Here is a 14553-nt window from a genome sequence, read left to right on the forward strand (position 1 = left end):
GAACGAAGCTCGGCTCAAGACTGCTTTTTGAAGTGGATATGTGCTGAGCCAATTGCAGTATCTCAGTTCGTGTGTTGGGCAGATGGAATGTTGCAGGTCGAGGGTGATGAATCATTGCTAGAAATCCTCCGGCAGCAAGGGCATCCGTATTCGGATCATCGAAAAGTTCGATTCCCCTACAGGTCGATCGAAGCGAACCATTGGAAGTCCGCCCGCCACTTGGTAACTGCCCCGCGAGTAAAAATGGATGAAGAACACCCGAGTGTAAGTTTTGAAGAAGGTTCCATTTGTAGATCGCGAATCTCTTATGATATATCTCCATAATTATGGAGTGTTTTCCCCGGTTGTAATCCACGGACGTTGCTTGCTTTTTCTTTGGCCTGGTATAATTTAAGTGGTCGCAAGAATGCTCGGGCAGCGGAGGTATTTTTCCGCGTGGTCTCTATGGAATTTCATTTTCTCGATGCGCTCGGCTCATTCCCCGATATCCATGGCTTCACCATTGTCTGACGGAATCGTACGAAATAGCTCCCGCCCTGATGCCGTGCACCCGCAGGACATTATTGTGCACACCGGGAACGCGTTGTTTCCAAAAAGGGAAATCTTGGATATGCTCCGGAGACCCGGGGGCGAACACCTTCCCGAGGGGTATGCCAATGCGCAAGCAGCTCCACCGCTCGGCTCTCGGATTGCACATCTTGTCGGCAATTATTCCGGTAGCCCGGAGACTCACGTGAATCAAACACTATTTTGACAGACTTGTGGCGGCACTAAAGCCCGGCTAGCATCGGCTCAACTGCTTTCCCCTTCTGCCCCCGCAATCATGATGGAAGCCACCGTGACCCAACCGACCGCCATTGGAATTTCAGCCGAAGCCGCACGTCATAAGGGCGAGTTTTTCCTGGTCGACGCCAGCTCCTTGGGCAACGGCAGGGTTCCCGGCATAGAAATCGCCAACGAAGAGAAGCTGATCCATGCAGGGATGAATGTCGTCTCGCCTCCTAACGGAATGCAAGATCAGTATCTGGAGCGTCCCCACCTGGTTCATGTACCGGACAAGGGCGTAATGCCGCGCGATCTGGAAGAATTCGCTGGCATATGGGTTGTGTCGGAACCTTTGAAGCAACTGTTTGAGCAGATGGACGCCGAGGCGTTTGCATTTGTGGCATGCAACTTCAGCCTTGCTGACGGGAGTCCCGGCCCTCAGTACTACCTAGGCAATGTACTGCGTAGACTCGATGCCCTGGATGAAGCCTCCTCTCGCGTCAGGATTAAGCTCGACCACAATTATCAGACCGACGAGGACGAGAAACTTTATAGCCTCGTTGGCGGAGCCAGCTTGGTGTTTAAACAGGATGTTGTGGGTGATGCCCGTATTTTCCGACAGGATCATATGGGGGCACCTCCCATCTGCAGCCGCGCGATGTTTGATGCGTTGAGTGCGGCCAACTTCTCCGGCGTGCGGCTGCGCGACGTAGCCGACATCTAAGAAGAGTCCCTTCGAACGGAGTCCTGAATTGGGGGTCGGAACAAGAGCAGTGCAAAACCGTACGGGGCCCTTATCAACGAAAGACAGCAAATTTCTTGTAATATAGGGACTTGCATGCGGTTCTTCGGTCGGTCCTGCTGGAGATAAGTATGTCTGAAATGATACTGGCAACACTTTCCAATATTCGGACCGTTGATGACATGGTCACCGCGTTTTGGGACGAGGAGCATTGCCGTCATTTGCTGGAAAGTATGGTATGGTCGAATGGCAGGATCTGTCCCGCCTGTGGTTACAAGCGCTCGATCGCGATAGCTGGCCGCGACGTCGGTAAGCGCCGCGCGAGACCGGGTCTGTATCAATGCTCCAGCGGCGACTGCCGTTTCCAGTTTACGGCGACAACACATACGCCCCTGCACGCCACGAAACTTCCCTTGAGTACCTGGCTCAAGGCGATGTGGCTATTGCTGCAGTCGGACAAAGGCTTGTCCTCCGTTCGTCTCGCCGAAACACTCGGGGTGAGACAGTCTACAGCTTGGCGGATCGGCCATGCTCTGCGTCGTATGGTGGCGCGCGAAAACATGCTGGACGGCACGGTAGAGATTGACCATTTCTATCTTGGTGGCAGGCCACGCAAACATCCTGATGTTCCATCGCCTGGAAGAGGCCGCAAAGGGCAGGAAAAACGCAGAAGACACCAGTCGTGGCTATTGTTCAGCGACCAGCAGACGTTCTCCCGGCTCCATCGCTGGCGATGCGCGCGCCGATCTTGTTACCGGTCTTTCATTGCGAGCTGCCGTAGGTGCGATTTCGCCACAAGTCGAGCTTCAGGCACATTTGATGAGTGACGAGGCAAAGGCATCGTGGCCATTGGCGAAAGCTTCGCAGCGCACGAGACCGTCAATCACTCCAGCCGTGAATATGTCCGAGATACCGCCCACGTTAATTCAGTTGAGGGGTTTAACGCTCGGGTCCGCCGAACCATCGCAGGTGTTTTTCATCATATCAGCCCGGAACTTGCCGATCTATATTTCCATGAGATCGGATTCCGTTGGTCCCAGCGCATTGGTGTTGGCCAAGCTGTGCGGAAAAGCCGAAATGGTAAGGAAAGCATGAAAACCCTCTGGTCGCGAGTGCCGCCGGCACTGCAATTGCTGCAAGTATTCCGCGCTGCCATCGGTCGGCAAATGCGTCGAAGCCTGGAAGGCGGCGGCATCATCAAGTCATCCGTAGATGTCTTTGGTTGATAAGGGCCACATACGATTCTGCACAATTCTTGTTCCGCCCCCAATCAGAAAACGAAGGAGAACTTGCCAGCGACAATCTGCCTGATAACGTCAGCGTGACCGCGACATAAGAATCTCATCCAGCTTGTCGCTCGCGTCTCATCCTGAACGTAGCGCTATAGCTGGCCAGTTGACTTCGAACGAACCAGCTCTTGCGTTGCCGGATAATGTCATTCATAGCTGATGCAACCCACTATCTCCTGCGCAGCCAAACGGTGGTCGTCTATAACGGACGGTCGGCTGGTTAATAAAAGAGGCACAATAATATGAAACGATCTTACCTTGGATTTATTGCGGCAGTTGCCGCTGGAATGTGGTCCCTGTTTCCAGTTGAGGCACAGGAGATGCGCTGGCAATATCGCGAAGGTGAAAGCAGGTTCTTGTATCTCTCTTACGAGATACCCGAGACCGGAATGCAAAGCCTGATCCTCACTTGCGACATACAAGATCGTCAGTTTTCTGTGAACTATGTAGATGACCGGGACCGGGTGCGCGATGGCATGCGTGCTGAAGTCGAATTTGCATCGGAGAAAGGTCAGATATCGCTGTCCATGCTAGCTGAGCAACAGGAGCTCGACAACCAGGTCATGCTTGGCGCGGAGACATCCCTGAAAGGAGACCTGCTGAAGGTTCTCAACGGAAAGACACTTAGGGTCACGCTCTCTGAGGATACTGAGAACATTCCGCTGGCTGGCGCAAAGAAAGGACTCTCGTTGCTGGCAGAAGCTTGTTCGTAGTGACAACACGTCGAAAGTGCGCGAGTTGATCAGCCTGCAGCGGATTAGGGGCCGGAACAAGGTCTGTTCCGGCAGACACGCTAAGATCGAACGCAATATGAACATGGACTTGCTTCAATTCGTATTTGGCTTCGATCTTATGAGTAGTCGGCCACCTAGATGCTGTAATGGGCCAGCGTCTCACGTGTAGCCAGTTGGGTGGCTGTCCCTCAGAATGATGATGTTTTGGAACGAGGTCCGAGCGATCGGCCTCAGCATCATGAGAGGAACAGCCATGGACTATTATGCCGGAATCGACGTCTCGCTGAAAGAGAGCAGTGTGTGGGCCCCGACCTGTAGCGTCAACGGATTCGGCTCGGCGTCGGGCAAGCAGATCGGATCGGACGGCTCGACCTGATCCGATCGGCGGTTGATCCATGGCGAGACGACTGATCTTGCGCCGACCGGCTTCGGTCAGCAGGTGCGCGAGGCCATGGACCAGCGGCGCGAGTATAACGTCGAGCAGCGCGACACCACCCGAGCCCCAGATGGCCGCATCTCCTACAGGCGCTACCTTCTCGCCACCTTGCGCGAGCGGGAGGTTGTCCGTGTCGGCACGGAGATGGTGCAGAGCAAAGGGCTGCCGTTTTGTACCGCCACGGACGGCGAGAATGTCAGCGGCAAGTTCACACGCACCGTGCAGCTATCGAGTGGCAAGTTCGCCGTGGTCGAGAAATCCCCATTAATTCACATTTGTCCCGTGGCGGCCGGTTATCGACCGTCAGCTCGGCCGCGAGGTTATGGGCATCGTGCAGAGCGGATCCGTGTCGTGGCAGTTGGGGCGGCAAATGTGGATCGGCTTGTAACAATGGAATCCCTTGCGAATCAGATAAGTGTATGCTTATCTATTGGCATGATCCAGAATGATATATTCAAAGCTTTGTCCGATCCAACACGCCGCGCGATTTTTGAGAAGCTGGCGTCTGGTAGCATGAACGCCGTCACTTTGCGGCAGGGTATTGAAATTAGTCAGCCGGCGATGTCGCAACATCTCTCTGTCCTGCGCAACGCCAAGCTGGTGCGGGAAGAACGTCAGGGCCGGTTTGTGAACTATGAGGTCGATCCAGAGGGGCTGGCCCTTATCGCGGAATGGTTGGCGAACTATCGAACCTATTGGCCCGCGCGAATCGAGGCTTTGAAGAACCTTCTAAAGGACATGGACCAATGAGCGCCACGGAGGTTAAGAAGCCCAATGATAACCTCATAATTGAATACGAAATAGACGCGCCCCTTGAGAAGGTTTGGCGAGCGATTTTCATTCCAGAGTTTCGGGAGCAATGGCTGCCTGAAAAAGACTTGGCAGATGCTACCCCTATCTTGGCAGAGCCGGGGAAGGAAGTCCGCTATCGGATGCGGGGAGAAGAAGCGCCTTTCCTCGAAAGCATCGTGACATTCCAAGTCGGACACAATGTCCGGGGCGGCACGCGATTGAGGATTGTTCATCAGCTCGTAAGCGCTCGACCAGTTCGGCAACTCCCCCCAGCCGCGAACAACAATTGTCCGGTGTTTATGCTCGCATCATAGCGCCTCAGACCAGCAGATCAAAAACTTAGAATTCAGGAGTTCGCCTATGCGCGAAGCGATGCAACTCGTCCCTATGGTCATTGAGCAATCCAGCCGTGGCGAACGCTCTTTCGACATTTATTCCCGCCTTCTTCGTGAGCGGATTATTTTCTTAAATGGCGAGGTGAACGACACTGTTTCCGCGCTCGTGTGCGCGCAGCTGTTATTTCTGGAAGCGGAGAATCCCAAGAAGCCAATTCAGCTCTACATCAATTCGCCCGGTGGCGTCGTCACCAGTGGCCTAGCCATGTATGACACCATGCGATACATCCGTGCCCCGGTTCACACTCTCTGCATGGGAACGGCCCGATCCATGGGATCGTTCCTACTGATGGCGGGCGAACCCGGCGAGCGTGCCGCATTACCTAACGCCAGCATTCTGATTCATCAACCGTCAGGCGGATTTCAAGGGCAGGCGTCGGATATGCTGATCCATGCCGAGGAAATCCTGAAAACCAAGCAGCGCATGACCCGGCTATACGCTGAGCATTGCAAACGCACCTATGAAGAGTTCGAACAAGCCATGGACCGCGACCGCTTCATGACGGTGGAGGAAGCGCTGGAATGGGGTTTGATCGATCGTGTCTTGATGGATCGCGAAGCCGTCGCGACCTCGGAGGTGGCTAGATGAGCTAGCGCAAGTTGTGTAGGGTTGTAACTTCGCCCTAAGCTCTCAAATTTTCAGCAACGAATTCGGCACTCTGCTCGATTCCCCACCAGCGGCAGCTCGACTATCTGATAGCCAAGCCTGCTATAAGTCTCTGCCATGCATTTGCCATCAGATTCCGTCCGCATTCAACGTGATTATCTTGAATTCGAGGAATCAAGAATAGCCGGAATCGTAGTCCGTACCGACTGGCGCTGCAGATTGTTTCTATGCCGATTTAGCGAACAGCAGCTGGCTCTACGTTACAACGATTGGATAAAGCGAGACAACCAACAGCGCTGCCATTGTGAGATTGAAGGTGCGCAGCTTCGCAGGCTCCGTGAGATTCGGCGAAGGCCCACTCCGAACGCGCCAGATACCGACGCAGTGCGCGTTGATGACGGCCATCAGCAATGCTGCTTGCGACGAGGTACTAAATGGGGGAGAACCCGGAAGATAGGTGGCCCAGGCACCGAGCGCCATGACCCATGCCTTCGGGTTGACCCATTGGAACGCAGCAGCGCCGAAGAAGCCCAAGGATCTAACAGCCGAACTTTCTGCATCCTCCGGTGCTACGGCGCCGCCAACCCTTCGCAGGACGATGTTGAGCATGGGATATGCCTCGATCCTGACAAGTCGGGCGCGGTTATTTGTAAAAAATCTGTCATGACTTGGCGCGTTCCGCGACATTAGAAGGAAGTTTTTGGCGCGACTGGCACCAATGCTTCGACCGGCCGCCATCCCCCATTTTCATAATCCGCCTCATTGTTGAGGCTTCAGAAATCGGCCGACCATGGTCGTGATCAGTTTTCGGCTCTCCTCGAAGTCAAGGTCCGCTGTCATCAATGGCAGCATCGGCGCGGCATCGAGGACCGCCACCAGAACCGCGCTCGTGTGCTTAGGGTCAAGAGCGGAATCGACTTCACCACGTGCCTGACCCGCTGTCAGCGCTTCTGTCAGCAACTTTCGAACACCATCGGTGTTCTGTTTGAGGATGGCCCTGATTCTTTCGTTACGACCCGCTTCTGCCAACAACTCGAACAAAATGCGGCAATGATCGAGATCGTCCCACACCTTCATGCTCCACAATTCCGATAGCAGAACAGTCGCAGTCTGTTCGCCTTCGGGGTGGCCACAGAAATGGCTGTGGAGACTGGCAAGGTAATCATCCGCCATCTGCTCAATGATAGCGTCCTTGCTAGGGAAGTAGTGATAGAGGTGGCCGGGGCTCATCGCCGCCTCTTTGCAGATCATCGAAATCGACGCTCCCTGCAAACCATGGCGCAAGAAGCACCGATGCGCCGCTGCGAGAATTTCCTGCCGTCTGCCTTCATGCTGCTCGGGAACGCGCTTGCGGACCATGGGGCCTCCATAAACATAGAATGATCGCTCTAATATATCTTGACCCCGCGCCGATCATAACTAGAGTGAGCATTCAATCTATCTCGGAACGGCTGGTAGGTCCAGTCCTGTGCTGTCTCAGCCGATCCGTTCTTAAAGGTGCGAGGCAACATGAACAAACCCCTTCCCATCATTTCGACCAGCCTAGCTATGCTTCTGGCAGCGTTCTTCCTGTTCGGCGCTTACGGCAATACCTTCCTCTCAGAGGAAAACGCGGCGGCCTACGCGACTTGGGGTTACCCCGACTGGTTCCACAATATCACCGCCATTCTCGAACTTTCGGCTGGGCTGTTGCTGATCCGCGCTTCCACGCGCCCTTATGGAGCGGGACTTGGCGTGTTGGTGATGGCCGCCGCGTCTCTCACGACACTGGTGAACGCGGATTACGGCCATGCGGTCGCTCCCAGCATTGTCCTGCTCGTCTCGCTTGTTGTGCTGGGCCTGTCCTTTGCCTTCCGGCGCGCAACTAACTGAACTTCCCCCCTTTCGGAGAATCCCCGATGAATAGTTCACCAAAGCCGGCCGGCCCGGCCGATCCCGCAAACACGTCTGCAGCGCATCTGGACCGGTGGTCCGATCTTCTGTCCGGACGTCATCTCGCCATCGTTCTGGTCATGGCAAGCGGCGTTCTGCTCTATGCCATGAACCTCTATTTTACAGCCGCGCTGATGCCGTCCATCGTCGCGGATATTGGCGGGCAGCAATATTATGCGTGGGTGACGACAGCCTTCGTTATCTCGGCCATCGTGGCATCGCTGTTCGTCAGCCGCATCCTCGACTGGAAAGGGCCGGCTCTTGCCTATGTTGCGGCGTTCGTGGTCTTCGCGCTCGGCGCAGCGGCCAATGCCGCCAGCCCGACAATGGAACTGCTGATCGTCGGTCGCGTCGTGCAGGGACTTGGCGGCGGTTTGCTGGCAGGGCTTGGATACGCGGTGATCCGCGCTGCGCTCCCTGAACGCCATTGGGCGCGGGCAACGGGTGTCGTCTCGGCGATGTGGGGATTGGGGACACTGTTCGGACCGGCGCTAGGCGGCGTGTTCGCGGAACTCGGCCTCTGGCGCTGGTCTTATGGGGCGCTTGGCATAATCTCGCTCCTGTTCGGAATCATCGCGCAGCGGTCTTTCGCCCGCATGGCGGGTTCGGGGCATCGTTCGCCTGTTTCCGTTGCCTCTCTCATTCCACTTGTCCTTGCGACCATCGCCATCAGCCTCAGCGCCATAGTTCCGATAGGCTGGCCGACGCTGGTAATGGTTGGGATCGGTCTTGCGCTGCTCTGGCTGTTCGTCGTCGTGGAGCGGCGGTCGAAGGAAACTATCCTGCCGCACATCACTTATCGGCGCGGCAATTCGCTGAAATGGGTCTATCTCACGGTCGCGGCATTGAGCGCGGGCGTGATGGTCGAGAACTTCATTCCCCTGTTCGGCCAACAACTGGCGGGCCTCTCGCCGCTGATAGCTGGCTTCCTCGGAGCGGTCCTGTCGCTGGCTTGGGTCATCGCCCAGCTTTTCGTTGTATCGGTCAAGAGTGAGGGCGGCCGTCGTCGCGCCATCCGTCTCGGCCCACTGCTGCTGACGGCCGGACTGATCGCTTATGGGCTTCTACAAGTCTCCGATGCCGATATTGCGATGGTGCTGATTTGGGCGGCGGTACTCGCGTTCGCAGGTGTCGGGATCGGTCTGGCATGGCCGCTGCTGGGTGTTGCAGCAATGAGCAGCACACACGATTCCGCCGAAGGGGGAAAGGCGGCAGCGGCGATAACAATTACGCAGCTTATCGCCTTTTCGATCACATCCGCGCTTGCCGGCACGTTAATGGCGACGGGCGGGGAATCTGCGGTGGATTCTGCGCGTTACGTTACTCTCGGCATCGCGCTTCTTACCCTGTTGGGCATCTTCGCTGCTGGCGTGGCGACGAGAAAGTAACGAACAGTCATGCGACGGCGGCGTTTGAAAGATAGGCGAGCGGATAGATCGCATCAAATCCTCGGCGGTCGGATCCGATGGCATCGCTGATTCAGACGCTCGCCGTTGCTGAATATCTAAACTTTCGCCACGCCGCCTATGCGCTCGGCGTTGCGCAGTCCCAGCGTCAGCGCTCGTGTACCATACGCACGACCCTGCGACTAAGAAATAAAACGGCCCGGAAGCCAGCGTTCGCGCTTGGTCGAGTACCGGCCAAGAAGTTTAAACCATGAAATGATTCATTGTTTCGACGTGCTACGAAGAATGGTTACAGTTTATAGTTGCGGCTGCCCTGAGCGAAATTCACGTCTCCGTGGGTTTCTGCCAAAACACATGTCCCTTTCCGAAAGACGTGGTTTCATTTAGAGCGCAGATCACTCCCCACCGCTTTCGAATAAGATGGTCATGCTTGCCTACCGACATGCCTATCAACTGGCTCCGGGAACAATGCTGACGCTTCAAAGTTGGATAAACGAAGGAGACACGAAATGAGTGCTAAGCTTCCCCCCTACACCTAAAGATAATCGCAGCAATAAGGGATCCGGTGAAAAGCACGAGGCCCTTTCTAATTCTGACACAAGGCCCGACAAAACCAATCCTGATAAGCAGAGCCAACAGGCCAATACCAGAATTAATACGACACACCAAGGTTTGCAGCAGGATCGCTAATTAGTAAATCTCGGGTCCTTGTAGAATTGTAACGATGCCGACAATCTGTCGGATGAGCTCGCATGCTGCCGCCGCGAAAGGAAGAAGCGGTTCATCGTCATCAAACCAGATGAGAGATGACCAGCTGTGCCCGGACCAGGGGATTGACTAAGGGTGAAGGACCGCAGTTCATATGCTTCAAATAAAAGCCCCGGCCTGCGGGGGGCGATAGCCGGGGCTCGCGCAAGTTGGGTTGCCATCGGTCTGGAAAGCCTGCGCAAAGCTGTGAGATAGGGGAACAAGGACCGCGGTCAAGGGTAAAAATGCACTGCCTGGTATAATCGGCTAGCGCCCCGCGTGCCAAATCATGGCAAGCGCAACCAGTGCCAGCACAGATGTAAGAACAGCTTCCGCTAAAATGATCCAACTCATTTGCGTTCCCCAATGCACAACTGAACGATCCGATGGCTCAATTATGCAAGCGAAGCGTGCCGCGTTTTTCCCCAGAGCCAAATCCCCCGGTGGTTATAAAGAAAGCTTAAAAAAAGCGTAAACCCCAGCGGCGTTTCTAAACGCCGCTGGAGCCGCGCGCCGCATTCGTACATTCAGATCCACGCTTTGCGCTGGCATCCGAGAAACAGCGTCTCGGATGATGGGGAGGATGAGGTCGGTGAGGATGATTGAAGGGGCATCGAAGTGGTGCCGGATTTTTAGCGCTTCGCGGCGTCGCTCTCGGCAAAAGTCCTCTCCAGAAACTGGGTAGTTGTCGCATCCAGATTGGACCGAAGCCAGTCCGCCATAGCGATTTCCTCTTGCAGGCTCTGCTCACATGCCCTTGCAATTTCTTCCTCATTCAATCGGCGGGCAGTAGCGATGAGGATCGTGTAGGAGGCAATTTCCATATTCTCGAATGCGAAGCTCGCAAGGGAGCCTTTCAAAACCTCGTCGCCCGCGAAAAAGCCACTAGACGACTGACCCATGGCCATCAGTTTACCGCCAGCATCCTTTAAAGTGGATGCATCTTCACCGAGTTGGCTGAGACAACGCTCAAGCCGCTCAGCCTGGGTCTTGGTTTCGTCAAGGTGGCCACGGATGCGTCCGGCCAAGTCCGGATAGTTTTCCAGACGACCAAGGAGTCCGTTCAGCATCGTTTCAGCTTGTTCTTCCATTGCATGAGCATCGCGAAGCCATTGAATGAGCCAGTCTCGAGTATCAGACATTTTCCACTCCCTTAATTGTCTTTCCTTTGATTGTCGCGCTGTCTAACCGATCGAAAAGCAGTTTGTTCCCCTTGGGACTACGGAACGAACCCGCCTGTCGGGTGTTAGGCGGTTACACAAATAGGATAGGCGCAATGCGAACCGTAAGTGCGTTGTTTTCAAACACACTCCAAGCAAAACTCACTATTGCCGCTTTGGTGGCTTCAGGAATCCATGCCGAAGAAATTGCCATCATATCCAGCGGGAGCGAAGGAGAATTGACGGAGAATGCAGCCGGTGTCGCAGCAGGCACCGGGGCCCTTGTGGGCGGGACCGCAGGATTGCTCACAGGTCTTGGATTGATGGCAATCCCCGGACTTGGGCGGATCGTCGCTGCAGGCTGGCTCGCGAGCACCCTGACGGGTGCTGTTAGTGGGGCTGCAATCGGCGGCATCGCCGGGAATGTTTATCGTTCTCTCGTCGAAGCGGGCCTTAGTGAACGGATGCGAACATATACTCAGCCGGGATAGAGCAGGGCGGAACGTTCCTCGCAGTCAGGGTATCCGACGAACAGTACGAGGCTGCGGAGCGGATTCTGGAAAAAGCCCGCAGCTTTACAGAAACGGATATCAACACGCCTCCAGCGCCAGGTTAACACATTTTAAGACAGTGTAGCTCGAACGTCTTGTTAGACAGCAGGTAGCCGGAGTGCTTCTCCTGATTGGCTGTGGCACATCGGCTTTGGCTCTCTTAGGCAAGCGATCACAGACCCGAAACGAGTTTGGGAAAAAACTCTCTCGCTCAGGCAAACGTTCCAAAGAGGTTGTTGGAATTTGCCCGATCCATCTGATGGCGTCTGCTGTATCTAAGATGTGCCAGGTTTGCAGCAAGTTCGCTGATATAACTTTGATCGCGTAGTCCACGTTCGTACAGCAAAATTATGCACGATGCGAGTTCATGAGCCGAATAATTCTGGTCACTTTCTTCGAGAATGATGGCTGCATTAGTATAGCAACTACGTAAAAAGGTGACTTCGATAGTATTATATACTCGGCTTGCTTCGTTAAAAAACGGCATGTCAGCCTCCTATTTCGGAATATTAACCATACGCTGTCTAAAAATATTAGGTATCGCAATATTATCACTTAATGTTAATGCGCCGGCTGAGCTTTAAAACTGAAGCTTAACAATGAATTAGACGGCAGGCCCATTCGGCCTGGTTCTGTTGGCAGCTTGCCGTTTACAGGACCGGAACTCGGTATTCCACACCAAACAGTCGGTGGCTTGCCTTGTGCGGCTGGGAACTTTGGAGGTTCGGATTGCTTAGGAAGACTTCGTTAAAAAGGAGACTTTCGATGTCAACACGGATTATTCGTCCGAACCGTCGCGGGTTTGTCGGACTTGCAGGGTCGGCTGCGGCTTTCCTAAGCTGTGGCTGCGTTTCTGCTTTTGCAGAGCAATCGACCGAAAAAGGCGATCCAATCGCGGGCGACAAAAAATCTCTGAAAAGTCACGCGCTGGAGTTGGGTGCTGATCTCCTGCAGGATGATAGTCCGATCAGCGCGATTAATATGTATCTGAACGGCTTCCATTTTTATGCTGATGATATGGGCAGACAGGTCGAAGCGCATCATTATTGCACGCATATCAACGAGGACTTCTTCCAGTGTGTGATCTACGACGGAAATAAGGCCGGCTCGCGTCTAATCGGAATTGAATATATCGTCTCCGAGCGATTGTTTAAAACCCTGCCGGAAAAAGAGAAGCTGCTATGGCACAGTCATCGCCATGAAACGACTTCAGGCGAACTTATTATGCCCGGTATCCCTGAAACGGTTGAGCATACGGCGATTGCCGCGCTCGTATCTACCTATGGCAAAACATGGCACACATGGCAGATAGATGAAAATTCCTCTATTCCGCTCGGTATTCCGCAATTGATGATGGGTTTTACTGCCGATGGGCAACTTGATGCGGGCATGCTTCGTAAACGGGACACGCAACTGGAAACCAACACGGCCTCTTTGAAGCGGACCAGGGTTGACCTTGCTCAAGCAGCACCGCCACCCGATCCATCGGCTGACGGTTGGAAAGACGGCACGTCCTATCGGCTTGCTCTTGAGGAAGTTCCGTTGAAAAACAAACGGTGAGGTGACGCTAGGCTCGCTGCGGCTTATTGCATCACGGCCGAGGATAAGCGCGCGTCAAGTTAATCGCGTGGGCTCTTGATTGTTTCGATGGCATCGAATCGAGAGAGTGGGTGCGCCTTAAGTGCTCGGTAATAGCTCCGAAGGATGCAGTTCTCGCGCCACGCTCCTCCAACGATAACCAGATTCTGACTGGCAATCAGCGCATTGCAAGATTGATTGAAGTGCCATGTTATTCGCCTTGTTCCAGCTCCCAGCGTGTTGCGCGCGGGTAAGCTAGATGTATGTGAGACCTTTGATGGATCGTGTTCAAAACTATCGACTTGAAAGTGACCTAGAATTGTTTTTTGAAACAGGTATCCTTTGCGTCTTTATCGGGAATAGACAGGGCTTCTAAAGCTCTGGAATATTCTCCTTAAATATTACTTGGATGCGTGGCGGATGGGAGTCAAAAGGTTGACCTCTGATGCTGCTCGTCAAAATGGCCAAAGCCTCTCGCGCTTCCACTCGCGGGTTTTGGTCAATGACGGCGTCCATGGCGCCGTTCAAAAGAAGCCGTTTGGTGCCTTGCGTCAGCTCATGGCCGATAAAGATGATGGAATCGGATCTACCCGAATCCATTAACGCCTGACCGATACCCTGATTGCCAGCACCGAGATTATATATGCCGGCAAGGTCTGGATGACGCTTAAGCAATGCTATGGTCTCTGTGAAGGCTTTCTCGCTGCTGTCTTCGATCTCGTTTAGCTCGACGATACGGAGATGCGGAAACTCTTCCGCGATAACCCGTCGAAAGCCCATCTCGCGTTCTTCATGGCCGCGATAGGAAAGCGAACCAGCAAAAAGCGCTATCTTGCCTTCAGTGGATCGACCAAGAAAACGACCCAGAATATACCCGCCAAGGCGACCTGCGGCGCGATTGTCGATGCCGATATAGCAAACGCGTGGCACCTGCAGGATGTCGGACGCAATGGTGACGATATGTACGCCAGACAAAGCAAGCGAGCGCATCGCTTCCCGCACGGTCGGGTGATCCAACGCAATAACCCCTACGCCCTGTGCGTGTTCCTTAAGGTCCTCCAGCGCAAGCGCTAGCGTATCAGGGTTAAAGCCTTCAACGCTATGGATTCTCAACTCGATTTGAGATTGCAGAGAGGCTTGTCTCGCAATTTCATCTCGCAGATTGGCGATAAAGGTGTTTGTGCCAGCTGGCAGAACAAAATCCAGCTTGACGCGGTCCGTGGTATTTGCGTTGAGCGGCGCGCTGCCGGGGAGATAGCCAAGATTGCGCGCGGCTTCGAGGACAATTTCACGCGTGCGCTCTTTCACGCCTTCGCGGTTGTTTAATACGCGATCCACCGTGGCGTTGGAAACACCCGCTGTTCTGGCAATGTCGCTCACCGTGGAACGCAAAATCACACTCCTCACCCAAATGATGGA

At 54.4% G+C, this 14553-nt stretch carries 15 protein-coding genes and 3 pseudogenes; 13 read left to right on the plus strand and 5 right to left on the minus strand.

The features are described from left to right. Nucleotides 1-838: 838 nt before the first annotated feature. The 8 genes and pseudogenes from QLQ11_RS20985 to QLQ11_RS21020 all read left to right on the plus strand — a co-directional run bounded on the left by QLQ11_RS20985 (nt 839) and on the right by QLQ11_RS21020 (nt 5742). Nucleotides 839-1489, plus strand: coding sequence for an imm11 family protein (locus tag QLQ11_RS20985; RefSeq protein ID WP_371836007.1), 651 nt, complete (start codon nt 839-841; stop codon nt 1487-1489). 149 nt (nt 1490-1638) lie between these two features. Continuing rightward, a pseudogene (locus QLQ11_RS20990) lies at nt 1639-2733 on the plus strand (IS1595 family transposase). Nucleotides 2734-3038: 305 nt separating this feature from the next. Then, nucleotides 3039-3509, plus strand: a complete 471-nt coding sequence (locus QLQ11_RS20995) for a hypothetical protein (RefSeq protein WP_283735538.1) — start codon at nt 3039-3041, stop codon at nt 3507-3509. Nucleotides 3510-3783: 274 nt separating this feature from the next. Next, the gene (locus tag QLQ11_RS21000) at nt 3784-3906 is read left to right on the plus strand and encodes a hypothetical protein (RefSeq protein ID WP_283735537.1); all 123 of its coding nucleotides are present in this window, start codon (nt 3784-3786) and stop codon (nt 3904-3906) included. Between the two features lie 3 nt (nt 3907-3909). Continuing rightward, nucleotides 3910-4354 (plus strand): annotated as a pseudogene (locus QLQ11_RS21005) (DUF3363 domain-containing protein); the annotation flags it as partial. Nucleotides 4355-4401: 47 nt separating this feature from the next. Continuing rightward, nucleotides 4402-4716 (plus strand): ArsR/SmtB family transcription factor, encoded by a 315-nt coding sequence (locus QLQ11_RS21010; protein WP_371836008.1) that lies wholly within the window; start codon nt 4402-4404, stop codon nt 4714-4716. Next, complete coding sequence (locus QLQ11_RS21015; protein WP_283735535.1) at nt 4713-5072, plus strand: SRPBCC domain-containing protein; 360 nt, start codon at nt 4713-4715, stop codon at nt 5070-5072. The genes QLQ11_RS21010 and QLQ11_RS21015 overlap by 4 nt, the downstream gene beginning before the upstream one ends. Nucleotides 5073-5118: 46 nt before the next feature. Then, nucleotides 5119-5742, plus strand: coding sequence for an ATP-dependent Clp protease proteolytic subunit (locus QLQ11_RS21020; protein WP_283735534.1), 624 nt, complete (start codon nt 5119-5121; stop codon nt 5740-5742). 273 nt (nt 5743-6015) lie between these two features. On the opposite strand, the gene QLQ11_RS21025 is transcribed toward QLQ11_RS21020, so the two are convergent. Together QLQ11_RS21025 and QLQ11_RS21030 are read right to left on the minus strand one after the other, a co-directional pair. After that, the gene (locus tag QLQ11_RS21025; protein WP_283735533.1) at nt 6016-6369 is read right to left on the minus strand and encodes a hypothetical protein; all 354 of its coding nucleotides are present in this window, start codon (nt 6367-6369) and stop codon (nt 6016-6018) included. A gap of 150 nt (nt 6370-6519) precedes the next feature. Next, nucleotides 6520-7119, minus strand: coding sequence for a TetR/AcrR family transcriptional regulator (locus QLQ11_RS21030; RefSeq protein ID WP_283735532.1), 600 nt, complete (start codon nt 7117-7119; stop codon nt 6520-6522). Between the two features lie 150 nt (nt 7120-7269). On the opposite strand from QLQ11_RS21030, the gene QLQ11_RS21035 reads away from it, so the two are divergent. From QLQ11_RS21035 to QLQ11_RS21045, 3 genes and pseudogenes are all read left to right on the plus strand, one after another. Next, nucleotides 7270-7632, plus strand: coding sequence for a DoxX family protein (locus QLQ11_RS21035; RefSeq protein WP_283735531.1), 363 nt, complete (start codon nt 7270-7272; stop codon nt 7630-7632). A 26-nt stretch (nt 7633-7658) separates the two neighbouring features. Further along, nucleotides 7659-9080: an MFS transporter gene (locus tag QLQ11_RS21040; protein ID WP_283735530.1), complete on the plus strand. Its 1422-nt coding sequence runs from the start codon at nt 7659-7661 to the stop codon at nt 9078-9080. A gap of 77 nt (nt 9081-9157) precedes the next feature. Then, a pseudogene (locus QLQ11_RS21045) lies at nt 9158-9241 on the plus strand (LysR family transcriptional regulator); the annotation flags it as partial. A gap of 1236 nt (nt 9242-10477) precedes the next feature. On the opposite strand, the gene QLQ11_RS21050 reads toward QLQ11_RS21045, so the two are convergent. Beyond that, entirely contained in the window at nt 10478-10987 is a 510-nt protein-coding gene (locus tag QLQ11_RS21050; protein WP_283735528.1) for a ferritin-like domain-containing protein, read from the minus strand. A 134-nt stretch (nt 10988-11121) separates the two neighbouring features. Between QLQ11_RS21050 and QLQ11_RS21055 the strand changes: the two genes are divergently transcribed. Then, nucleotides 11122-11496: a hypothetical protein gene (locus QLQ11_RS21055; RefSeq protein ID WP_283735397.1), complete on the plus strand. Its 375-nt coding sequence runs from the start codon at nt 11122-11124 to the stop codon at nt 11494-11496. A 271-nt stretch (nt 11497-11767) separates the two neighbouring features. Here the strand turns inward: QLQ11_RS21055 and QLQ11_RS21060 are convergent, their stop codons facing one another. Beyond that, nucleotides 11768-12043: a hypothetical protein gene (locus tag QLQ11_RS21060; RefSeq protein WP_121539285.1), complete on the minus strand. Its 276-nt coding sequence runs from the start codon at nt 12041-12043 to the stop codon at nt 11768-11770. Nucleotides 12044-12321: 278 nt separating this feature from the next. On the opposite strand from QLQ11_RS21060, the gene QLQ11_RS21065 reads away from it, so the two are divergent. After that, nucleotides 12322-13116 carry an OBAP family protein gene (locus tag QLQ11_RS21065; RefSeq protein ID WP_283735527.1) on the plus strand — a complete coding sequence of 265 codons (795 nt, stop codon included), beginning with the start codon at nt 12322-12324 and terminating at the stop codon, nt 13114-13116. 390 nt (nt 13117-13506) lie between these two features. Here QLQ11_RS21065 and QLQ11_RS21070 read toward each other — a convergent pair whose 3' ends face one another. Continuing rightward, entirely contained in the window at nt 13507-14526 is a 1020-nt protein-coding gene (locus QLQ11_RS21070; protein WP_283735526.1) for a LacI family DNA-binding transcriptional regulator, read from the minus strand. Nucleotides 14527-14553 lie beyond the last annotated feature (27 nt).

The organism is Ochrobactrum sp. SSR, from assembly GCF_030067775.1.
In the GTDB taxonomy this organism is placed as follows: Bacteria; Pseudomonadota; Alphaproteobacteria; order Rhizobiales; family Rhizobiaceae; genus Brucella; species Brucella teleogrylli.